This is a genomic window from Falsarthrobacter nasiphocae, assembly GCF_031456275.1.
GTDB classification, from domain to species: domain Bacteria; phylum Actinomycetota; class Actinomycetes; order Actinomycetales; family Micrococcaceae; genus Falsarthrobacter; species Falsarthrobacter nasiphocae.
Map to the genome: position 1 here is coordinate 1,331,331 of NZ_JAVDUI010000001.1, position 20,455 is coordinate 1,351,785.

Here is a 20,455-nt window from a genome sequence, read left to right on the forward strand (position 1 = left end):
CGGCTGCGTCGGCGCACGGATCATGACGACGACGCAGCCGCCGCTCTCGTCCCCGCCGGCCAGCTTGTCCGGGTCCCGCGGGGACGCCGCCGCCGCAGGCTCGTCGTCGGGCGCTCCGAAGGCCCCGCCGCGTCCCACCCGTCCTCAGAGCCCAGCCCAGGAGCCGCCATGTCCCTTCCCGAGAGCATCGCCGCCGACCTCGACGCGACGATGGAGTGGCTCGAGCCCCTCTACAAAGACCTTCACGCGCACCCGGAGCTGTCCATGCAGGAGGAGCGCACGGCGGCGCTCGTGGCGGAGCGGCTCGAAGGGTTCGGGTATGCGGTGACCCGGCTTGGCGGGGGCGTGGTGGGCGTCTTGGAGAACGGCGAGGGGCCCGCGGTCCTGTTCCGGGCCGACATGGACGGCCTCCCCGTCCGCGAGGAGACGGGCGCGGACTACGCGTCCACGGCCACAGCGCAGCGGGACGGCGTCGAGGTCCCGGTCATGCACGCGTGCGGGCACGATGTCCACACCGCGTGCGCGCTCGGCGCGGCGTCGCTGCTCGCGGCGCACCGGAAGGAGTGGTCGGGGACGGCGATCATGCTGTTCCAGCCGGGAGAGGAGGTCGCCCGGGGCGCGCGCTCCATGGTGGACGCGGGCCTGGCGAAGCGCATCCCGGCCCCCGTGGTGGCGCTTGGCCAGCACGTCATGGCGGGCCCGCCCGCGGGCGAGGTGGCTATCAGCGCCGGCCCCGTCTTCTCAACGGCGGTGTCGCTGCGGGTCCGGCTCTTCGGCAAGGGCGGCCACGGATCCATGCCGCACCTGGCCATCGACTCGGTTGTGCTGGCGGCGGCCGTCGTCACCCGGCTTCAGTCGCTCGTGGCACGGGAGCTGTCCCCGGACGAGTTCGGGGTCGTGACGGTCGGCAGCATGCGCGCCGGCGACACGGCCAACATCATCCCGGACTCCGCGGAGCTCCTTCTCAACCTGCGGGCGTACTCGGAGGAGACGCTCGCGGCGCTCGAGGAGGGCGTGGAGCGCATTGTGCGGGCCGAATGCCAGGCGGGGCGCTGCCCCCGCGAGCCCGAGATCCAGCGCTATGACCCGTTCCCGCTGACCGTCAACGACGAGCGGGCGGTCGAGACCCTCCGCAGCGCCTTCTCGGGGGCGTTCGGGGCGGACGGCGTGCACGCCATGGAGCGGGTCACGGCCTCGGAGGACTTCAGCATCATCCCGGACGCCCTCGGGGTGCCGTACGCGTACTGGGCGCTCGGCGGGTTCACACCGGACCAGGACCCCGTGGGGAACCACAACCCGCACTTCCTTCCCGCCCTTCAGCCCACCCTCACGGGCGGCGTGGTGGCGTCCGCTGCCGCGATGCTCGCCTTCCTCGGCCGCTCCTGAAGCGCACGACGACGGGGCCGCTGCACTCGGCCCCGCCGTCTCCGCGGGGCTGGGCTCGGCGGCCCCGCCGTCGTTCTCCATTCCCCGGCAGGACCGGGGGACGCCCGCCTACCGGGCGTAGATGACGCCCCCGCGCACGGTGAAGGTGACGGTGGCCCGGCGGTCGGGGAGGAACCCGGGGTAGCCGTTGATGGCGGACTCGGCGTGGAAGGCGTAGCGCCCGTCCGGCAGCCCGGTCAGGGTGGCCGTCTCCTGGGAGGCGGTTCCTGCCGGGTGGACCGGCGACGACGCCTGGATGCGGCCGGTGGTCTGGTTGACGAGCGTCCAGCCGTACCCGCTGGCGCCGGTCAGGTCTGCGGGCGTGACGGTGAGGGAGGTGGCGCCGTTGGAGGTGTCCCAGGCGATCGGCAGGGCGAGGTTCTCGCGGATCTGGATGGTCTGGGTCACGCGCCCGTTGCGCACGGTGACGAACGATTCCCCTTGGAGCTCCCGGCCAGACGCGTCCACTCCCGCGACGCTGACCTTCCACGCGCCGTCCGCGAGCGGCTCGGCCTTGGCCCCGCGGGAGCTCACGGGCCCGGTGGCGCCGGGGGCGTTGATGGGGGTGGCCACGTAGGACAGGGGCGCGGTGACGGCGGGGGCCCCGCCCTCGAGGCCGAAGTAGGAGCCATCGGGGCTCGTTGTGACCACCGGGTTGAGCTCCAGGGGGTAGGTGACGACGACGCCGCCAGGGTTCTCCGCGGCGGCTGTGGCGCCGGCGGCGGCAGCCGAGGCGTGGGGCGCCGCGGCGGCGGGCGGGTTGTCGGCGGGGGCTGCGGTCTGGGCGGCGGCACCGGTGCCGGCCAGGCCGAGGCTCGCGGCGAGGAGGCTCGAGGCCAGGGCGGCGCGGGCGGAGAAGCGCTGGCTGATCCGGGGTGTCTGCGGCATGGAGAACACGGTCCTTTCGACTGCGCGGGGGGCCCGTCTGTCAGTTCGGGCCCCTAGAGGTTCCGCTGTTGTCCATGCTCTCGCGCCGAGGTCACGCGTCGGTCGCAATGAGATTACTGTTCGGTATCAATCAACTGCGGCACCGGGATGACCGGCCCGGTGTGCTGGGGGAACGCTGCGGCCCCTGATCCCCAGTGGGGCCGCAGCGCCGCCGCACGGGCCCGACGAGCGGTCTCGATTGGCGCCTCCGAGCGTTATTTCCCCAATAAATGCTCGATGGAGGTGGCGTGTGGACCGTGAAAGACCACACAAGCTCATACTAGCGTGCGTGTAACGAATGTGTGAAGTGCTGCTCGCGAGCGCGTCGAGACCGTCACCCCGGCGTGCCCCATCGGGCCAGGGCTCGCCGTTCGGCCCACCCGAGCAGGGCGTCCGATGCCTTGCCGAGGAGGGCGAGGAGGAGGATGGCGAGGATGAGCCGGTCCGTGCGGCCGTTGTTCTGGGAGTCCACCAAGAGGAACCCCAGCCCCATCGACGAGGCGATGAGCTCCGCGGCGACGAGAAACAGCCAGGCCTGGGCCAGTGCAAGCCTGAGCCCGGCGAAGACGCTGGGCACGATCGAGGGCAGCTGAACGGTCCGCAGGAGTGAGAGCCCGCGCACTCCAAAGGTGCGTGCCATCTCCACGAGCTTCGGGTCCACGTGCCGCAGGGCCGCAAAGACCGTCGTCATCGCGGGGAAGAAGGCGCCGATCGCGATGAGCGTGACCTTCGAGTCCTCCCCGATCCGCATCCACAGGATCAAGAGCGGGACCCACGCGAGAGAGGGCACGGCGCGCAGCGCCCCCACGAGCGGCGCGAGGAGAGCTTCGGCGGCCCGTGAGAGCCCGAGCAGACAGCCCACCGCGACCCCAGCGGCACCGCCGACGACAAACCCGAGAACGACACGCTGGGCGGAGATCGCCACATGCGGCAGGAGCTCACCGCGCTGGATGAGCTCCTGCCCCGCTGCAAGGACCGAGCCGGGGGAGGGGAGCAGGGCCGGGCTCAGCGCACCGCTCGTGCTGGCGGCGTGCCAGGCCAGAAGGAGGGCGAGGGGGATGAGAGCCCCCGCCGCCCACCGAGCTGCGACTCGCGTCGGCGTCGCCGCTCGCATCGCAGATGGCCCCCGGAGTACCAGGCGCCGGGGACTCCGGCCGTCCGCGAACGTGGCGGCGCTCGGTGCGGGCGGCCCCGTCGTCGCGCTCTCAACAGTGGTGAGGTGAGACATTAGGCGTCCTTAACGCGAGAGGAGTCGGCAGCCGATGCGAAGCGCGGTTCGAAGAGCGAGCCAAGCGCCGAGTCGACGGCCGATTGTCCCGGCACGTCCCCCGTCTCAACGAGCAGCGGGCCCACCCTGGCCAGGACCGCCCGCTGGTGCTCACCCGGCACGCCGGACACGCCGAGGTTGGATCGCTCCCGGACCACGGTGCCTGCCACCGTTGTGCTCAGGCCTGCCTCTGCGGCCAGGATCGCGGCCGTCTCGTCGAGGTGCGCCAGGGCCCAGGCGCGCGCCTTCTCATAGGCGTCGACGACGGCCTGCGCGGTCTCAGGCGAGTTCTTGAGGAAGTCCTCGTGCGCGTTGAGCAGGCCATAGGTGTTGAAGTCCACCCTGCGGAAGAAGAGCGAGGCGCCCTTCTCCTGGGCCCCGGCCATGATGGGGTCCAGGCCGGCCCACGCGGCCACAGAGCCGTTCTGGGCGGCCGCCCAGCCGTCGGCGTGCTGGAGGTTCTGCACGGTGACGTCCTTCGGGCTGAGCCCCTCGGCCTCGAGCGCCTGGAGGAGGAAGAAGTACGGGTCGGTGCCCTTCGTCGCCGCCACGGTGGCGCCCTTGAGGCCCGCCACGGTGGTGATGTCCGAGCCCTTCGGCGCCACGAGGGCGGCCCATTCCGGCTTGGAGAACACGGAGATCGTGCGGATGGGGGATCCGTTGGACCTCGCGAGGAGAGCCGCGGAGCCTGCGGTGGAGCCGACGTCGATGGCGTGCGCTCGGAGAGCCTCGTTCGCCTTGTTGGACCCGGTGGACTTCACCCAGGCCACGTCGATGCCGCGGTCCTTGAGCGTGGCCTCCAGCCAGCCCTTGGACTTGAGGACGAGGCTGAGCGGGTTGTACGTGGCGTAGTCCAGGGTCACCGTGCCGGAAGGAGCGGTGCCGCCGGCCTGACCGCTGCGCCCCTCGCCGGCGCAGCTGGCGAGGACAGCCGCCGCGGAAGCGGCTGCGAGGCTCAGGGCGGCCCTGCGCGAGGTCGTGGAGTGTGTGCGGGTCATGCTGAGATCCTCCGGAGGGGGTTGGTGGAATGGGCAGAGTCGACGCCGAGCAGGCGGAGCAGCCGGGAGCGGAGCTCGGCGTGCTCGGCCCCGCCCCGGTCACGGGGCCTCGGCGCCGCGACGGGGATGTCCTCGACGAGACCGGCCCCGTCGTCGGCCCCGTTGGTGCCGAGCACCAGCACGCGGTCGGCGAGGGCGAGCGCCTCGTCGACGTCATGGGTCACGAGAATGACCGTGGCCGGGTGGCGGGAATGGAGCTCGAGGAGGAGGCCCTGCATGCGCAGGCGCGTCAGCGCGTCGAGGGCCCCGAACGGCTCGTCGAGGAGCAGGACGCCGGGACGGCGGGCGAGAGCGCGGGCCAGCGAGACCCGCTGGGCCATCCCGCCGGAGACCTGGCGCGGGCGCTGGGAGGCGCGGTCAGCCAGGCCCACCTCCGCGAGGAGGGAGCGGACGCGCTCCGCCGCCTCCTCGCTATCGAGGCCGGGCGGAAGGCCGAGGCGGACGTTCTCCTCCAGGGAGCGCCACGGCAGCAGGCGCGGCTCCTGAAAGGCGAAGGCCGTGCGAGCATCGCGTCCGGACGCCGAGCTGTCCCCGACGAGCACCCGCCCACTGCTCGGCGCGTCCAACCCGCCGATGAGCCGCAGGAGGGTGGACTTGCCGCAGCCCGAGGCGCCGACGACGGCAAGAATCTCGCCCGCCTCGGCGCCGAAGGAGACGCCGCTGAGGACGGCCCGGCTGGCTTGTCCGCGGCCGAACCGCTGCCCCACGCCCTCAACCAGCAGGGGCAGGGCCGCGCCGCCGCTCACGCGAGGACCTGGCGCCGGCTCGAGATGACCCCCGTGTCGAACCCGGCGAGCCGCAGCCCGCCGTGGAACCGGGCGTGCTCGATCTTCACGCAGCGGTCCATGACCACGGGATGCCCGGCGGCCTCGGCGGCCTCAGCCACAGACTCGTTCCACGAGCCGAGCTGGAGCCACAGGACCGGGCGGCCGCCCCTCGTCGTCGTCCCCAAAGCGGAGACCTCAGCGAGGACCCCTGGGAGGTCCGAGTCCTTGCGGAACACGTCCACGATGTCAGGGACCTCGGGCAGGTCCGCGAGCGAGGGGTAGACAGGCTGGCCGAGGATCTCCGTGGCCGCGGGGTTGACGAAGTACACGCGGTAGTTCGCAGACGCCAGCAGGTACGTGGCCACGAAGTAGCTGGCGCGGGCAGGGTTCGCGCTCGCCCCCACAAGGGCGATGCTCTGGGCGGCGCGGAGGATCCTCAGGCGCTCGGAGGCCCCGGGCCCCTGCCAGCGGCGCTCGGCGGGGGCCGGGGAGCCCGGGGCGGGCTCGGGCGCCAGGGTGCAGGCCGTCGTCTGCGCAGTCATCGCTGCTCTCCTGTCGCGGTCGTGAGCGCCTGGTCCAGGTCCCACAGGATGTCGTCGAGGTCCTCGAGGCCCACCGAGAGGCGGACCAGGTCGTCAGGGACGCCCGCCGCTGCGAGCTGCTCGGCGCTGAGCTGCTGGTGCGTGGTCGAGGCGGGGTGGATCGCCAGGGTCTTGGCGTCCCCCACGTTGGCCAGGTGGCTGACCAGCTGAAGGGAGTTGATGAACGCGGCCCCCGCCTCCCGCCCGCCGGCCACCCCGAAGCTGAACACGGAGCCCACGCCCCGGGGCAGAAGCTGCCGCGCGCGCTCATGCTGCGGGTGGCTCGGCAGTCCGGCGTGGTTGACGTAGGTGACGCGCGGGTCCGCCTCGAGCCACTCCGCCACGGCCTGGGCGTTGGCGATGTGCGCCTCGATCCGCAGCGGCAGTGTCTCCACGCCCTGAAGCAGCTGGAACGCGGACTGCGGCGCGAGGGCAGGCCCCACGTCCCGCAGCTGCTCGCAGCGCAGCTTCGTGAGGAACCCGTACTCGCCGAAGTTCCCCCACCAGCGGATGCCGCCGTAGCTCGGCACCGGCTCGGTCAGGCCGGGGAAGCGCCCGTTGCCCCAGTCGAAGCGCCCGGACTCGACGACGACCCCGCCGAGCGTCGTCCCGTGCCCGCCGAGGAACTTTGTGGCCGAGTGGACCACGATGTCCGCGCCGTGCTCCAGCGGGCGGAAGAGGACCGGCGGCGTCAGCGTGGAGTCGACGATGAGCGGCACGCCGTGCTCGCGGGCGAGAGCGGCGAGCCCCTCGATGTCCGCGATCTCGCCGGAGGGATTCGCGACGACCTCCGTGAAGATCGCCTTCGTCTCGGGGCGGAGGTGCTCAGCGAAGTCCGCCGCCTCGTTGCTGTCGACGAACGTGGTCTCGATCCCGAACCGGCGCAGTGTCACGTCCAGCTGCGTCACGGTCCCCCCATAGAGCTTCGAGGAGGCGAGGATGTGGTCCCCCGAGCCCGCCAGCGCTGCGAAGACCAGGAAAATCGCCGACATGCCCGACGCGGTGGCCACGGCTCCGATCCCGCCCTCGAGGGAGGCGATGCGCTCCTCGAACGCGGCCACCGTGGGGTTGCCGATCCGCGAGTAGATGTTGCCGTACTTCTGGAGGGCGAAGAGGCTCGCCGCGTCCTCCGTGCTCGTGAAGACGTAGGACGTGGTCTGGTGGATGGGGACGGCCCGCGAGCCATGCTCGGCATCCGGGGTCCCCCCGGCGTGGAGGGCCCGCGTGCGGAGCCCGAAGGTGCGGTCCTGGCTCATGCCGCGCTCCTCTCGGGGGACAGGGTGGCGTCGGCGGAGGCGGTGGCCTCCTCGGCGCTGACGCCCGGCACGTCCGGAACGAGGCTCGAGTCCAGTTCCGTGCCGTGGGCGCGGGCGAGGTCCGCCTCGAGCTCGCGGACAATCGGCAGGACGTCGCGCCCGAACGCGGCGACCTCCTCCTGGAAGTGCAGGTACCCGGTGAGGAGAAGGTTCACGCCGAGCTTCTTGTACTCGATGACCCGCTCCGCCACCTGCTCCGGCGTCCCGATGAGCTGCGTCTTGAACCCGTCGTTGTACTGGACGAGGTCCTCGAACGAGGAGTCTGCCCACATGCCCTTGCCGTCCTTCGTGGACTGCCCGGCCTCCTTGACGGCGCTCTGGAACCCCTCGACGGCGGGCCGGTGGGCCTTGGCGATGATCTCCCGGAGCGTCTCGCGGGCCTCCGCCTCACTCTCCCGCACGATCGCGAAGCCGTTGATCCCGAACTTCGGCGTGCGGCCGGCCTCCCGCGCGGCGGCGAGGACGCCGTCGACGTTCTCCGCATACCCCTCAAGCGAGCGGCCATTGGAGAAGTACCAGTCCGCCGTCCGCCCTGCCGCGGCCTGCGCCGCCGTCGAGTTCCCGCCGAAGAAGATCTCCGGGTGCGGTCGAGCCGCCTGAGGCAGGGGCTTGGGGCTAAGGGTGAAGTCGGAGATGTCGTAGTACGAGCCGCTCTGCGAGTACCCGTCCTCGGTGAGCAGGCCCCGGAGCGCGGTGATGAACTCCTCCGTGCGCACGTAGCGCTCGTCGTGCTCCAGCCACTCCAGCCCGAAGCCGGTGAACTCGTTCTTGAGCCACCCGGAGACGATGTTCACCGCAGACCGGCCGCCCGAGAGGTGGTCCGCCGTGATGAGCCACTTCGCCAGCACGCCGGGGTGCCACAGCCCAGGGTGGATGGCGGAGATGACGTTGAGACGCTCCGTGGCCCCGAGGAGAGCGAGGCTGAACGAGGTCGCCTCGTGCTGCTTGTCCGCGCCGTAGCTGGCCGCGTACCGGGTCTGGGTCAGCGCGTACTCGAACCCGGAGCGCTCGGCGATCCGCGCCAGCTCGCGGTTGTACGGGAACTGCCAGTCCGTGCGCTGCTCGATCGTCGAGACGACGAGCCCGCCCGAGACGTTCGGCACCCAGTACGCGAACTTCAGCGGCGTCTCCAGGGCGGAAACGGGGGTCTTGAGGGTGGACGAGAGTGTGCTCATGGGAGCCTCCTGGGTAGGGAAGGGTGAGGTGAAGGGAAAGGAGACGGGCCGCGAGGGCGGCGCCGTGGTTCAGAGGCGGGGAAGAATCCCCGCGGACCGGAGCCCGGTCACGCGCTCGCGAACGCCGGCAAGGGCGGGCTCGTTGGCGAGGCTCGAGGTGTCCCCGAGTGGGGTCTCCGTGAAGATCTGGCCCAGCAGCCTGCGCATGATCTTGCCGGAGCGGGTCTTCGGCACGTCCTCGACGGCCACGACGTGCGCGGGCTTGGCCACCGGGCCAATCGCGGCGGCTACCGCTTGCCTCACGCGTTCGCGGACCGCTGCGGCGTCATCCGTGCGCGTGGAGGGGCCGACGACGAAAACCGCCACAGCCTGCCCCGTTCGCGCATCAGGCACCGCGCACACGCCCGCCTCCGTGGCCTCGGGCAGCGTCAGGACCGCGGACTCGATCTCGATGCTGGACAGGCGGTGCCCGGACACGTTGAGGACATCGTCCGCCCGGCCGGAGACCCAGAGGTGGCCGTCGCGGTCGAGCGTCGCCCCGTCCCCGGAAGAGAACCAGCCCCGCTCCGCGAACGCGCCGAAGTACGAGTCCCGGTACCGGCCCGGGTTCCCCCACACGGTGCGGGCGATCCCCGGCGGGACGGCGCCCAGGACGAGGTGCCCCGACTGGCCCGGGCTCACGGGGCGGCCCGCGTCATCCACGACGAGCGCCCGCGAGCCCGGCAGGGCAGCGTGGACGGAGCCGGCGGGGACGGGCGCGGCGGCAGCGTCGTCGCCCTCTCCCATCTCCCAGGGGAGGGGGGAGCACACGGTGGCGCCGGTCTCTGACTGCCACCACGTGTCCACGTGGGGAAGGGGGCCGAAGGCGCGCGCAAACCAGGCGTGGGTGTCGGGGTCGATGGGCTCGCCCACCGTGCCGAGGATGGCGAGGCTTGCGAGGTTGTAGTGGGTGGGCAGCCCGTCCGGGAACCAGGAGCGCAGGGTGCGGACGAGGGTGGGCGCCGTGTAGTAGCTCGTCACACCGTAGCGCTCGATGATCTCCAGGTGCCGGCCGGGGTGGGGCGTGTCAGGCGTCCCCTCGTAGAGGACCTGCGCAGCGCCGTTCGAGAGCGGGCCGTAGAGCGCGTACGTGTGGGCCGTGACCCAGGCGAGGTCCGCGGTGCACCAGTGGACGCGGCGGCCGGCGACGCCGAAGAGCTGCTCGAACGTCAGGCTCGCTTGCGTGAGATACCCGCCCGAGGTGTGCACGAGGCCCTTGGGGCGGCCGGTCGTGCCCGAGGTGTACATGATGAAGAGGGGGTGCTCTGCGTCGAAGGAGGCTGGCTCGTGCACGGTGGGAAAGCCGCCGACGAACGTGTCCCACACCCGGTCTCGGCCGGGAGTCAGCGGGACGTCCAGGCCCGTGCGGCGGACCACGAGAACGGCCTCGACCCGGTTGTCCCCAGACAGGGCCTCATCCGCGAGAGGCTTGACCGGCACCGGCAGGCCGCGGCGATTCTGGCCGTCGCTTGTGATGAGCACCTTGGCGCCGGTGTCCTCAATGCGGAACTTCAGCGCCTCCGCGCTGAAACCCCCGAAGACGAGGGCGTGGACCGCGCCGATGCGCGCGCAGGCCAAGGCGGCGACGACGGTCTCCAGGATCACCGGGAGGTGGATGACCACACGGTCCCCCGGCCCGACGCCCAGCGACTCCAGGGCGTGGGCCGCCTGGGAGACGAGCTCCTGGAGGCGGCGGTACGTCACGGTCTGCCGGTCGCCGGGCTCTCCCTCAAGGTGCAGTGCGACCTCGGAGCCGCGGCCCGCCGCCACGTGGCGGTCCACGCAGTTGACGGCGACGTTGAGGCGGCCGCCCTCGAACCACGTGAAGGCGGGGACGCCGTCTGGGCTGACGGACTCGGCGTGGACGGTGTGCCAGGGCTCGTCCCAGTGAAGCCGGCGGGCGGCGTCGGCCCAGTAGCGCTGGCGCTCGGCCTCGGTGGTGGGGTGCGCGAGGAACTGCGGGTCCAGGGTGGGGTGCTGTGCGGCCGGGGCGGTGAGGGGCCCGTCTGGCAAGAGGGACTCGAGCTCCGAGGCGCGGGCCCGGCGGGGGCTGGCGAGAGCGGCGGCTGCGGTGAGTCCCGGAGCGCCTGGGGATGTGCGGGTGCGCAGAGGCGCGGCGGCCTTGACCACGGAAAATCACTCCATCGATCTTGGCGGAAGCACCCTGCTGAATCAGGGTTGCTGCGGCGTCATGGAGCCAAGTCTCTCGGCCGCTCTGGATGGTTCGTGTTTCTAGAATGCATCGAGCGGGCGCTCTGCGCAAGTCCCCTCGTGGGCCTGCCCACATGCTGGGCTTCTGGCCCCTGGTCTCATCCCGGGGCCGCTCGCCCCTTGCCCCTGGTCTCTTCCCCGCGCCCCGCGCCCCGCTGCGGGGCTGGGGCAGGGGGTGGGGAAGGGCGGGTCTCGCTAGGAGGCGAGCCGGGCGAGAGTCTCGCGGATGCCGTCGTCATTGCGGCGGAAGGCGCCCACGATGACGTACCCGAGCCGCGGCATCTTGGCCCCGGCCGTGTTCCAGGTCTCTGTCACGCGGGCGCCGCCCTCGGCGAGGGGCTCGATCTCCCAGCGCCACTGGTGGCCGCCGGGGTGGGTCCACTCGATGAGCCGGCCGTCCTCGAAGGCCGTGACGCGGTTACGGATCTTGTAGCGCAGGTGGTTGAGCTCCATGTGGGTGACGAACTCGTCGCCCAGGGTGAGGCGCTCCGGTCCAGTCACTTCTGCCTGGACGCTGCCGCTGCCGTCGAGTTCGTGGTGCCGGTGCGGGTTGGCCAGCGTCTCGAAGAGCTCCTTCGGGTCGCGAGCTGTCTCCACGGTGTAGGTGATGCGGTCTCGTGAGGTGACCTGTCGGGTCGGTGTCGTCTGCATGGGGACAGCCTACGAGACGAAAATCGGCGTTTATTAGGAAAGGTCCAGGTTTCCTAATAGGCCAAGCTCAGGTTAGTCTTACCTAAGCGACTCGTCGCTGCGTATGATCGACCGACCCTAGACAAGGATTCACTGTGGACTTCTCTCGTCGCACGGGCCTCCTGGCCTTCGGCAGCCTCACCGCGGCCGCCCTCCTCTCCGCCTGCTCCACCGGCTCGTCCGACAAGAGCGCCTCTTCGCCCTCCGGGTCTGCCGCTGCGGACAGCGGCGCGTTCCCCGTCACCATTGAGCACGCGTTCGGCTCCACCGAGATCAAGGCGGAGCCCAAGCGCGTCGCCACGATCTCCTGGGTCAATGCCGACGTCGTGCTGGCGCTGGGCGTGGTCCCCGTGGCCATGGCCAAGGACACGTTCGGTCAGAACGAGAAGGGCTCCCTCCCCTGGAAGGACGAGGCGCTGGAGAAGCTCGGCGCCCCGATCGGCTCGGACAAGGCCCCGGTCCAGTACTCCGACGCGGACGGCATCAACTTCGACGCCCTGGCCAAGGCGACCCCGGACCTCATCGTGGGCGTGTACTCGGGCATGACCAAGGAGGACTACGAGAAGCTCTCCAAGATCGCCCCCACCATCGCGTACCCCGAGGTCGCGTGGGGCACGTCCTGGCAGGACTCCCTCACCATCGTCGGCAAGGCACTGGGCCGCTCCGGCGAGGCCAAGCGCCTCCTCGATGAGGGCAACGCCAAGCTCGAGAAGGTCAAGAAGGACCACCCGGACTTCGCGGACAAGACGTTCATCTTCGCGAACCTCACCCCCGGCAAGACGGACGGCGTCGCCGCCTACACGAGCATCGACAACCGGCCCCGTTTCATGGAGTCCCTCGGGTTCAAGCCCGCGCAGGTCGTCGTCGACGCGGAGAAGAAGGCGGGGGAGAAGAAGTTCAACGTCCAGTTCTCCGCAGAGAACTCGAAGGACCTCGCCTCGGACATCCTCCTGACCTGGGTCCCGGACGCCAAGACCGCCGAGGCGATCAAGAAGGACAAGCTCCTCAGTCAGATCCCCGCGGTCAAGCGGAACGCGGCCGTCTTCGATTCGAACAACACGACGACGATCGCCCTGTCCGCGATCTCGATCCTCAGCATGCAGTACGCGATCGACAACTACGTGCCGAAGATCGCCGAGGCCGTCAAGAACGCGTAACCCGTCGATGAGTCACCCCGTTGAGAACCCGGCGCAGCAGAGGCGGCGGCGGATGACCGCGTGGGGGGCCGGCGTGATCCTGCTGGCCCTCCTCGCCATCAGCATCCTGCTGAGTCTTGCCGTCGGCGCGCGCAGCGTCCCTCTGGGGGACGTGTGGCGCGGGCTGACGGCGGATGACGGCTCCTTTGAGGCCGCCGTGGTCAGCGCCCGCGTCCCCCGCACGGTCCTCGCGGCCTGCGCGGGGGCGGCCCTCGGGCTCGCGGGCACAGGCATGCAGGGCCTGACCCGCAACCCGCTCGCGGACCCGGGCATCCTCGGGGTGAACTCGGGGGCGGCGCTCGCCGTCGTCGTCGGCATTTTCGCGTTCGGCGTGAGCGGGCTCGTGGGAACGATGGCGGCCGCCCTCATCGGGGCCGCCGCCGCGAGCCTGCTCGTGTTCCTCATCGCGGAGTTCGGCCCCTCGAACGGCTCGGCGGTCAATCTCGCCATCGCGGGCGCGGCCGTGGGCGCCGCGTGCAGCGCCGTCATCGGCGCCATCCTCCTCAACAGCCAGGTGACGCTGGACGTCTTCCGGCGGTGGCAGATCGGCTCGGTGGCGACGAACTCGTTCGAGTCCTTTGTGCCCGTGCTGCCGCTGCTCCTTGCGGGCGCGGCGCTCCTGCTCACCAACGCGGGCGCGCTCAACGCGATCGCGCTGGGCGAGGACGTCGCGCGCGGCCTGGGCGTGTCCCTGGGCCGGGCCCGCTGGACGGTGGGCGGCGGCTTCGTCCTCCTCGCGGCGGGAGCCACGGCGGTCGCGGGGCCCATCGGCTTCGTGGGGCTCGCCGTCCCGCACATGCTCCGGCTCTTGCTCGGCGGGGACCATCGGCGGATCATGCCCCTCAGCCTGCTGGGCGGGGCGGTGCTTGTGCTGGCGGCGGACGTGCTCGGCCGCGTGGTCGCGCCTCCGTCGGAGGTGGCGGCGGGCGTGCTGACGGCCGTCGTCGGCGCGCCGGTGCTCGTCTGGCTCGCGGCCTCGAAGAAGGGGGCGATGACCCAGTGAAGGCCGTCATCACCCTCTCCGTGGCGGTGGTCGCGCTCTTTGCGGGCTGCGTCCTCCTCGGCGACTACACCGTGACGATCCCCGACTTCTTCCGCATCCTCGGCGGCGAGACGATCCCCGGCGCGAGCTACATCGTCATGGAGTCCAAGCTCCCCAAGGCCGTTGCGGCGCTCCTCGTGGGGCTCGCGTTCGGCCTCTCCGGCGCCCTCTTCCAGACGCTTCTGCGCAACCCGCTGGCGAGCCCCGACATCATCGGGGTCAACAGCGGCGCGTCGACGGGCGCGGTCCTCGCGATCCTCCTCTGGGGCGCGCAGGGCATGCAGATCAGCGGCGCGGCGGTGGCCGGCGGCCTCCTGGTCGCGGCCGTCATCTATGTGCTCTCCATGAGGGGGAGGACGACGACGCAGGCCGGCGGCAGGCTCATCCTCATTGGCATCGGCCTCGCCGCCATGACGAGCGCGCTGACGAGCTGGCTTTTGACGCGCGTCGGCATCAACCAGGCCCAGGAGGCGCTCCTGTGGATGAGCGGCTCGCTCGGCCGGGTGACGTGGGAGCGGATTGGGATCCTTGCGGCGGCCCTCGCCGTGCTGCTGCCTGGCGTCGCGCTCATTGCCCGCCGGCTGCGGATGCTGGAGCTGGGGGATGACCTGGCGCAGGGGCTGGGCGTGGATGTGGGGCGCTCCCGGCTTCTTGTCATTGCGGCCGGCGTCCTATTGTCGGCGCTTGCCACCGCCGTCGTCGGCCCCCTTGCGTTTGTGGCGTTCCTGGCCGGTCCGCTCTCGCGGTGGCTGACGGGGCGCAGGCTGTCTCTCGGGGCGGCTGCGCTGACGGGTGCCGTCATTGTCCTTGGGGCGCAGTTCCTGTCTTCAGGGCTCCTCTACGATTGGGGGCTTCCGGTGGGCATCATCACCGCCGTGGTGGGCGCTCCCGCCTTGATTCTTCTGTTGCTGAGCGGACGGGCCCAGTCCCGCCGCGGAAAGGCTGCCTAAGTGAATGCCTCGCAGTCGCCCCACCCCGCCCTCCGCGCGGAGGGGGTCAGCCTGGCGTACGACCGCCGGGTCGTCGTCGAGAACCTGAGCGTGACGATCCCCCGGGGCAAGGTGACGGTCATCGTCGGCCCCAACGGCTGTGGGAAGTCGACCCTCTTGCGGGGGTTCGCCCGCCTCCTGCCGCCCACGCGGGGGACGTTCTTCGTGGAGGGCGAGCGGCTCGCCGCCATGCCGCTCAAGGAGTCGGCGAAGCGCCTGGGCCTGCTCCCGCAGCAGCCCATCGCCCCGGAGGGGATCACGGTCCGCGACCTCGTGGGCCGGGGCCGCCACCCGCACCAGGGCCTCTTCCGCCGCTTCACGGACGCGGACCGGCACGCGGTGGGCCGCGCCCTGACGGAGACGGGAACGCTCGAGCTCGCGTCGCGGGACGTCGCCGAGCTCTCGGGCGGCCAGCGGCAGCGGGTGTGGATCGCCCTCGCGCTCGCGCAGGAGACGCCCATCCTCCTCCTTGACGAGCCGACGACGTACCTCGACCTCGCCCACCAGATGGACGTCCTCTCCCTCGTCCTCAAGACGCAGCGCGAGCGCGGGGGCAGCGTCGTCATGGTGCTGCACGACCTCAATCTCGCGGCCCGTTTCGCTGACCACCTCATCGCCATGCGGGGCGGGCGGGTTGTCGGCGAGGGGCGGCCGGAGGACGTCCTGACGAGGGAGGCCGTCCGCGAGATCTTCGGCCTCGAGTCCACCGTGACCGAGTGCCCCGAGACGGGCAAGCCGCTCGTCGTGCCCGCATCCACCGCAGCCGAGAGGACCAGCCATGCCTGAGACCGCCACCGAGACCCCCAGCGAGCCCGCCCTGCTGCGCTGCGTCCGCGGCGCCGTCACCGAGATCCGCCGCGTCTCGCCCGGGTTCGCCCGCGTCACGCTCGCCTCCGAGGGCTTCACCCTCATGGGGGACGGCGGCCCGTACCTGGACTGCCGCATCAAGATCATCTTCGGCGGGTCCGAGGGGGCGCGGCTGGCCGAGGGGCCCATTCGAGGCTCGCGCTGGTACTCGCAGTGGCGCGAGCAGGCCCCGGAGGAGCGCGGTGCCATGCGCACGTTCAGCATCGTGGCGGCCCGCCCCGGGGAGATCGACGTCGAGTTCGCCCTCCACGCCCCGCACGAGGGGCGGGGGCCCGCGGCGGAGTGGATCGACTCCGCGGCCGTCGGGGACGAGCTCGACGTGATCGGCCCCGAGCTCGCCTACTGGAGCCGCAGCGGGGCCCGGAACCACGCGATCGAGTTCGCGCCGGGGGAGGCCGGGCGGATCGTCATCGTCGGGGACGCGACCGCGCTGCCCGCCATCGAGTCCATCCTCCGGGACTGGGACGCGGCCGCCAGGCCGGGCGCTGAGGCGCGCGTCCTCGTTGAGATCCCGCACGAGGCCGACCGCCGCCCCCTCGAGCGCGAGGGCGTCGAGGTCGAGTGGGTCGTCTCCGGCGAGACGCTCGGGGCTCGCCTCGTCGAGGAGGTCTGGGGGGCTCGGGGCGCCGCGCATGCGCGCTTCCTCGCGGGGGAGCCCCTCCCTGCCCTGCCGGTCGTGCTGCCCGCCTCGCCTCCGGCGGACACTGCGGGCGACGACGACGCGGACGCCGCCGAGGGCCTCCTCTGGGAGGCCGGGGACGCCGCAGAGGGCGCATCCACGTATGTGTGGGTCGCGGGCGAGCAGGGGGCCGTCCGGGACGTCCGCCGCTTCTACGTCCAGGAGTGCGGGATCGACCGCCGCTCGGTGGCCTTCATGGGCTATTGGAAGCGAGGACAGGCCCAGGCCTCGTAGCCGCCGCGCGGTGCGCTGCGAGGCTCGAAATCCGGTGCGCTCGGGGCGTAGGCTGATCCGGTGAAAAACCCTGCGGACCGCCCCCACCGTTACCTGGCCCTCGGAGACTCCTTCACTGAGGGCGTCGGAGACTGGGACGCCTCTCGCCCGAACGGCGTGCGCGGGTGGGCGGACCGGGTGGGCGAGCAGCTCATCGCCACGGGGGAGTGGAGCTACGCGAACCTCGCCGTGCGCGGGAAGAAGGCGGGCCAGGTTCTCGCTGAGCAGCTCCCCGAGGCGCTCCGCCTCAAGCCCACGCTCGTGACCTGCTACGCGGGCGGCAACGACTTCCTCCGCCCAAGCGTGGACCTCGACGCGGTCGTGTCCGCGTATGTCGCAGGCCTGGCTCGCCTCGTGGATGCGGGCTGCGAGGTCGCCGTGTTCACGGCGTTCGACAGCGGCGCCTCCAAGACGTTCACAGCCACCCGCAGCCGCGCGGCGCTCTACAACGAGCTGTTGCGGGAGGGCGCTGACCGCGAGGGGTTCGCCGTCGTCGACTTCTGGAGGATGAAGGAGTTCCAGGACTGGCGGTACTGGGACGAGGACCGGCTCCACCTTGCCTCGCTGGGTCACGCGCGCATGGCCGAGAACGTCCTGGCGGCGCTCGGGAAGGCCGAGGAGGTGGAGGTCCCGGACCTCGGTGAGGCCCCTCGCCTGAGGCGCCTGGAGGCCATCGAGGCGGACCTGGTTTGGGCCCGCAAGCACTTTGTGCCATGGGTGGGGCGCAGGGTGCGCGGCGTCTCGTCCGGAGACGGCATGAAGCCCAAGTACCCGGAGTTTGTGGCAGATCTCACCGAGTCCGCCTGATCCTCCGTGATTTCAGGGGATGTGCCGGGTCCCTGCACAGGGTGAAGGGCCGGATTCGAGGGGCTCAACTCGGGTCGTTCGCTTGCCTTCTGTAAGGTTGCTTGCCGTGCCTGGGGCCGAGTGCCCCAGCCGGGGCCGCCGCCGCGCGGCCTCGTCGCCGAATAACGGAGAGAAGGCATCCTATGCCCCCCGCTACCCCGGCTGAGGCCAAGTCCCCGGCCGCCCGGAAGAACACAATCAAGGTCCGCAAGCGCCGGATCGAACAGGACGACGTCAACGTCGTCGACAAGCCGACCCTCAAGACCGCCATGGGCGGCACCCTCGTGGGCAACTTCATGGAGTGGTACGACGTCGGAGTCTACGGCTACCTTGCCGTGACGATGGGTCGCCTGTTCCTGCCCGAGGGAAGCGAGGCCGCGCAGAGCCTCTTCGGCCTCGCGACCTTCGCCGTCACCTTCATCGCCCGCCCGCTCGGCGGCGTCGTCTTCGGTCACTTCGGTGACAAGATCGGCCGCCAGAAGATCCTCGCGCTGACCCTCATCATGATGGCCGCGAGCACGGCCATCATCGGCATCCTGCCCACGGCCGCGACGTGGGGCGTCTGGGCCACCGGCATCCTCATCCTCCTCAAGCTCATCCAGGGCTTCTCGACGGGCGGCGAGTACGCGGGCGCCACGACGTTCGTCTCGGAGTACGCGCCGGACAAGAAGCGCGGCTTCTTCGCGTCCTTCCTCGACCTCGGCTCCTACCTGGGCTTCGCCTCCGGCGCGCTCCTCGTGACGCTGCTCGAGGTCGGCCTCGGCGAGGAGACCATGCTCGCGTGGGGCTGGCGCATCCCGTTCCTCGTGGCCATCCCGCTCGGTGCCTCGGCGATCTACTTCCGCCTCAAGATCGAGGAGTCCCCGGCGTACGCCGCGGCCCTGGACCAGGCGGAGGCCCGCAACGAGGACGCCATCGATCCGAAGATGACGGAGACGGGCACGAAGGGCGTCCTCAAGCACTACTGGCGCGAGATCCTCGTGGCCTTCACGCTCGTGGCCGCCGCGAACACGGCGGGCTACGCGCTCACCTCGTACATGCCGACCTACCTCACGGAGAGCCTCGGCTACGACGTGCTCAAGGGCACGGCCGTCACGGTGCCGGTCCTCGTCGCCATGGCGCTCCTCATCCCGTTCGGCGGCAAGCTCTCTGACAAGATCGGCCGCCGCCCGGTGCTCTGGCTGGCGTCGGGCCTGACGATCGTCCTGGCGATCCCCGCGTTCATGCTCATGCAGCGCGGCGAGGTCTGGGCCACCGCGCTGGGCCTCGGCATGATGGCCCTCTCGGTGCTCTTCTACGTGGCCAACCTGGCCTCGGCCCTGCCGGCGCAGTTCCCGACCGCCTCGCGCTACGCGGGCATGGGCATCGCCTACAACCTCGCCGTGGCGATCTTCGGCGGCACTGCCGGCCTCATCATGGAGTCCCTCATTCAGGCGACGGGCAACACGATGATGCCCGCCTACTGGCTCATGGCGACGAGCGTCGTCGGCGCCATTGCGGTGATCTTCCTCAAGGAGTCGGCGAACCGCCCGCTCCCGGGCTCGATGCCTTCCGTGGAGACGGACGAGGAGGCGCGTGAGATCGTCGAGAACCAGGTGGAGAACGAGAACATCGATCACGATCTCCTTCCCCTCGACGTCGTGCCGGTGCGCCACCCGGACGCGCTGCCTGCGGACTCTGCGGAGACCCTTGAGGTTCCGCTGTCCTCCATGGGCGACGACGTCCTGGCCGAGGCGCGCACGCACACCGCCGGCCAGGGAGCGGGCGCCGCGGGCGGCCTCGGCGTCGACCCTGCCGCCGGCCTGGGCGTGGACCCGGACGTGGACCCGCACCCGGCGGCGCCCCGCCGCGCGGCGGACTGACCCGCCTGGGGGACGCCGCTCCACGGCGACCCCCGCGTCAGCGACGGCGCCCCGTCTGCCCGGAGAGATCCGGCGGGCGGGGCGCCGTTCCGCGTCCTGCGGGGCGCGGGTGTGACGAGGGCCAAGTGGCCCGGGTTTGGCCTGAGGGGTTTGGGCGACTAGGATGGGAAGGCGTTAAGTCGCGCTTTGCCGTGCCTTCACTTCGGTCTGATCCGCAGGAGGCGCTGGCGGGCGCAGCACCCGCAACGCAGACCGCTCTCCTGGGGAAAAACGGGAGAGCTGGTTCTCACCGGTTTTCTCGCGGCGGGGGGCCCGCGGCTGGATCTCACCCAGCTTGGTCACCCTCTTCGAAAGCTGCAGTACGCACGGTGTCACTACTGGCGGCGGGGGCACTTCGATCGCAGAGGGATCTGTAGAAAAGAACCCCCGCTAGTTACTACATCTTTGAGGAGTGATCATGGCAGCACATTGCCAGGTGACCGGAGCCCAGCCTGGGTTCGGCCACAGCATTTCGCACTCGCACCGCCGCACCAAGCGTCGGTTCGATCCGAATATTCAGAAGAAGCGCTACTGGGTCCCGTCCCTGCGCCGCAACGTCACGCTGACCCTGTCGGCCCGTGGCATCAAGGTGATCGACGTCCGCGGCATTGACGCCGTCGTCGCCGACCTCATCGCGAAGGGAGTGAAGCTCTAGTGGCCAAGAAGGACAAGGACGTTCGTCCGATCATCAAGCTCAAGTCCACCGCTGGCACGGGCTTCACGTACGTGACCCGCAAGAACCGCCGGAACAACCCGGACCGCATGGTCCTCAAGAAGTATGATCCGGTTGTTCGCCAGCACGTTGATTTCCGAGAGGAGCGCTAGACCATGGCTAAGAAGTCCAAGATCGCTCGCAACGAGCAGCGCAAGGCCATTGTCGAGCGTTACGCCGCGAAGCGCGCCGAGCTCAAGAAGACGCTCGTCGACGAAAACGCGACGGACGAGGCTCGCGAGGAGGCCCGCCTGGGTCTTCAGAAGCTTCCCCGCAACGCGTCGCCCGTTCGTGTTCGCAACCGCGACATGATCGACGGCCGCCCGCGCGGCACCTTCCAGAAGTTCGGCATCTCGCGCGTTCGCTTCCGCGAGATGGCCCACAAGGGCGAGCTCCCGGGCATCACCAAGTCCTCCTGGTAGGACGCGCCCCGCGGCCCGGCCCAGCACAGGGCAGGCCGCCTGTGTGCAGACCGAAAGGCGTCATTCCCTCAC

The 20,455-nt window shown here is 71.0% G+C and carries 20 protein-coding genes and 1 riboswitch; of the genes, 11 read left to right on the forward strand and 9 right to left on the reverse strand.

Annotated features, from left to right (window positions below; genetic code table 11):
* Positions 1-168 precede the first annotated feature (168 nt).
* Positions 169-1,386: an amidohydrolase gene (locus J2S35_RS05990; RefSeq protein WP_309850940.1), complete on the forward strand. Its 1,218-nt coding sequence runs from the start codon at positions 169-171 to the stop codon at positions 1,384-1,386.
* Positions 1,387-1,494: 108 nt separating this feature from the next.
* Here J2S35_RS05990 and J2S35_RS05995 read toward each other — a convergent pair whose 3' ends face one another.
* The 9 genes from J2S35_RS05995 to J2S35_RS06035 all read right to left on the reverse strand — a co-directional run bounded on the left by J2S35_RS05995 (position 1,495) and on the right by J2S35_RS06035 (position 11,417).
* On the reverse strand, positions 1,495-2,313 hold the full coding sequence (locus J2S35_RS05995) for a hypothetical protein (RefSeq protein WP_309850943.1): 819 nt from the start codon (positions 2,311-2,313) through the stop codon (positions 1,495-1,497).
* Positions 2,314-2,686: 373 nt separating this feature from the next.
* Positions 2,687-3,580 (reverse strand): ABC transporter permease, encoded by an 894-nt coding sequence (locus J2S35_RS06000; protein WP_309850946.1) that lies wholly within the window; start codon positions 3,578-3,580, stop codon positions 2,687-2,689.
* Positions 3,580-4,617, reverse strand: a complete 1,038-nt coding sequence (locus J2S35_RS06005) for an aliphatic sulfonate ABC transporter substrate-binding protein (RefSeq protein ID WP_309850949.1) — start codon at positions 4,615-4,617, stop codon at positions 3,580-3,582. The genes J2S35_RS06000 and J2S35_RS06005 overlap by 1 nt, the downstream gene beginning before the upstream one ends.
* Entirely contained in the window at positions 4,614-5,423 is an 810-nt protein-coding gene (locus J2S35_RS06010) for an ABC transporter ATP-binding protein (protein WP_309850951.1), read from the reverse strand. The genes J2S35_RS06005 and J2S35_RS06010 overlap by 4 nt, the downstream gene beginning before the upstream one ends.
* A complete protein-coding gene (locus tag J2S35_RS06015; protein WP_309850953.1) occupies positions 5,420-5,986 on the reverse strand; it encodes a CoA-binding protein in 567 nt (188 codons plus the stop codon). The genes J2S35_RS06010 and J2S35_RS06015 overlap by 4 nt, the downstream gene beginning before the upstream one ends.
* Positions 5,983-7,281: an O-acetylhomoserine aminocarboxypropyltransferase/cysteine synthase family protein gene (locus J2S35_RS06020; protein WP_309850955.1), complete on the reverse strand. Its 1,299-nt coding sequence runs from the start codon at positions 7,279-7,281 to the stop codon at positions 5,983-5,985. Before J2S35_RS06020 ends, J2S35_RS06015 begins: the two co-directional genes overlap by 4 nt.
* A complete protein-coding gene (gene sfnG / locus J2S35_RS06025; protein WP_309850956.1) occupies positions 7,278-8,516 on the reverse strand; it encodes a dimethylsulfone monooxygenase SfnG in 1,239 nt (412 codons plus the stop codon). The genes J2S35_RS06020 and sfnG overlap by 4 nt, the downstream gene beginning before the upstream one ends.
* Positions 8,517-8,585: 69 nt before the next feature.
* The gene (locus tag J2S35_RS06030; RefSeq protein WP_380083849.1) at positions 8,586-10,568 is read right to left on the reverse strand and encodes an acetate--CoA ligase; all 1,983 of its coding nucleotides are present in this window, start codon (positions 10,566-10,568) and stop codon (positions 8,586-8,588) included.
* A gap of 125 nt (positions 10,569-10,693) precedes the next feature.
* A riboswitch (SAM riboswitch) is annotated at positions 10,694-10,781 on the reverse strand.
* Between the two features lie 180 nt (positions 10,782-10,961).
* Positions 10,962-11,417 carry an SRPBCC family protein gene (locus J2S35_RS06035; RefSeq protein ID WP_309850958.1) on the reverse strand — a complete coding sequence of 152 codons (456 nt, stop codon included), beginning with the start codon at positions 11,415-11,417 and terminating at the stop codon, positions 10,962-10,964.
* Positions 11,418-11,551: 134 nt separating this feature from the next.
* Here J2S35_RS06035 and J2S35_RS06040 point away from each other — a divergent pair, with 134 nt between their 5' ends.
* From J2S35_RS06040 to rpsN, 10 genes are all read left to right on the forward strand, one after another.
* Entirely contained in the window at positions 11,552-12,613 is a 1,062-nt protein-coding gene (locus J2S35_RS06040; RefSeq protein WP_309850961.1) for an iron-siderophore ABC transporter substrate-binding protein, read from the forward strand.
* Between the two features lie 52 nt (positions 12,614-12,665).
* Positions 12,666-13,655, forward strand: a complete 990-nt coding sequence (locus tag J2S35_RS06045) for a FecCD family ABC transporter permease (RefSeq protein ID WP_309850965.1) — start codon at positions 12,666-12,668, stop codon at positions 13,653-13,655.
* A complete protein-coding gene (locus tag J2S35_RS06050; RefSeq protein WP_309850968.1) occupies positions 13,652-14,644 on the forward strand; it encodes a FecCD family ABC transporter permease in 993 nt (330 codons plus the stop codon). The genes J2S35_RS06045 and J2S35_RS06050 overlap by 4 nt, the downstream gene beginning before the upstream one ends.
* On the forward strand, positions 14,645-15,469 hold the full coding sequence (locus tag J2S35_RS06055) for an ABC transporter ATP-binding protein (RefSeq protein WP_309850971.1): 825 nt from the start codon (positions 14,645-14,647) through the stop codon (positions 15,467-15,469).
* Positions 15,462-16,463, forward strand: coding sequence for a siderophore-interacting protein (locus J2S35_RS06060; protein WP_309850974.1), 1,002 nt, complete (start codon positions 15,462-15,464; stop codon positions 16,461-16,463). The genes J2S35_RS06055 and J2S35_RS06060 overlap by 8 nt, the downstream gene beginning before the upstream one ends.
* Positions 16,464-16,523: 60 nt before the next feature.
* Positions 16,524-17,309: an SGNH/GDSL hydrolase family protein gene (locus tag J2S35_RS06065; RefSeq protein WP_309850976.1), complete on the forward strand. Its 786-nt coding sequence runs from the start codon at positions 16,524-16,526 to the stop codon at positions 17,307-17,309.
* Between the two features lie 182 nt (positions 17,310-17,491).
* Positions 17,492-19,210 (forward strand): MFS transporter, encoded by a 1,719-nt coding sequence (locus J2S35_RS06070; RefSeq protein WP_309850979.1) that lies wholly within the window; start codon positions 17,492-17,494, stop codon positions 19,208-19,210.
* A gap of 457 nt (positions 19,211-19,667) precedes the next feature.
* The gene (gene rpmB / locus J2S35_RS06075) at positions 19,668-19,904 is read left to right on the forward strand and encodes a 50S ribosomal protein L28 (protein WP_309850980.1); all 237 of its coding nucleotides are present in this window, start codon (positions 19,668-19,670) and stop codon (positions 19,902-19,904) included.
* Positions 19,904-20,074, forward strand: coding sequence for a 50S ribosomal protein L33 (gene rpmG, locus J2S35_RS06080; protein ID WP_309850983.1), 171 nt, complete (start codon positions 19,904-19,906; stop codon positions 20,072-20,074). The genes rpmB and rpmG overlap by 1 nt, the downstream gene beginning before the upstream one ends.
* Before the next feature lie 3 nt (positions 20,075-20,077).
* Positions 20,078-20,383: a 30S ribosomal protein S14 gene (gene rpsN / locus J2S35_RS06085; RefSeq protein ID WP_309850984.1), complete on the forward strand. Its 306-nt coding sequence runs from the start codon at positions 20,078-20,080 to the stop codon at positions 20,381-20,383.
* Positions 20,384-20,455 lie beyond the last annotated feature (72 nt).

Bases quoted from the DNA above. Each gene is read 5' to 3' on its own strand.
- J2S35_RS05990 (WP_309850940.1), top strand. From the start codon at position 169: ATGTCCCTTCCCGAGAGCATCGCCGCCGACCTCGACGCGACGATGGAG.
- J2S35_RS05995 (WP_309850943.1), bottom strand. From the start codon at position 2,313: ATGCCGCAGACACCCCGGATCAGCCAGCGCTTCTCCGCCCGCGCCGCC.
- J2S35_RS06000 (WP_309850946.1), bottom strand. From the start codon at position 3,580: ATGTCTCACCTCACCACTGTTGAGAGCGCGACGACGGGGCCGCCCGCA.
- J2S35_RS06005 (WP_309850949.1), bottom strand. From the start codon at position 4,617: ATGACCCGCACACACTCCACGACCTCGCGCAGGGCCGCCCTGAGCCTC.
- J2S35_RS06015 (WP_309850953.1), bottom strand. From the start codon at position 5,986: ATGACTGCGCAGACGACGGCCTGCACCCTGGCGCCCGAGCCCGCCCCG.
- J2S35_RS06020 (WP_309850955.1), bottom strand. From the start codon at position 7,281: ATGAGCCAGGACCGCACCTTCGGGCTCCGCACGCGGGCCCTCCACGCC.
- sfnG (WP_309850956.1), bottom strand. From the start codon at position 8,516: ATGAGCACACTCTCGTCCACCCTCAAGACCCCCGTTTCCGCCCTGGAG.
- J2S35_RS06035 (WP_309850958.1), bottom strand. From the start codon at position 11,417: ATGCAGACGACACCGACCCGACAGGTCACCTCACGAGACCGCATCACC.
- J2S35_RS06045 (WP_309850965.1), top strand. From the start codon at position 12,666: ATGACCGCGTGGGGGGCCGGCGTGATCCTGCTGGCCCTCCTCGCCATC.
- J2S35_RS06060 (WP_309850974.1), top strand. From the start codon at position 15,462: ATGCCTGAGACCGCCACCGAGACCCCCAGCGAGCCCGCCCTGCTGCGC.
- J2S35_RS06070 (WP_309850979.1), top strand. From the start codon at position 17,492: ATGCCCCCCGCTACCCCGGCTGAGGCCAAGTCCCCGGCCGCCCGGAAG.
- rpmB (WP_309850980.1), top strand. From the start codon at position 19,668: ATGGCAGCACATTGCCAGGTGACCGGAGCCCAGCCTGGGTTCGGCCAC.
- rpsN (WP_309850984.1), top strand. From the start codon at position 20,078: ATGGCTAAGAAGTCCAAGATCGCTCGCAACGAGCAGCGCAAGGCCATT.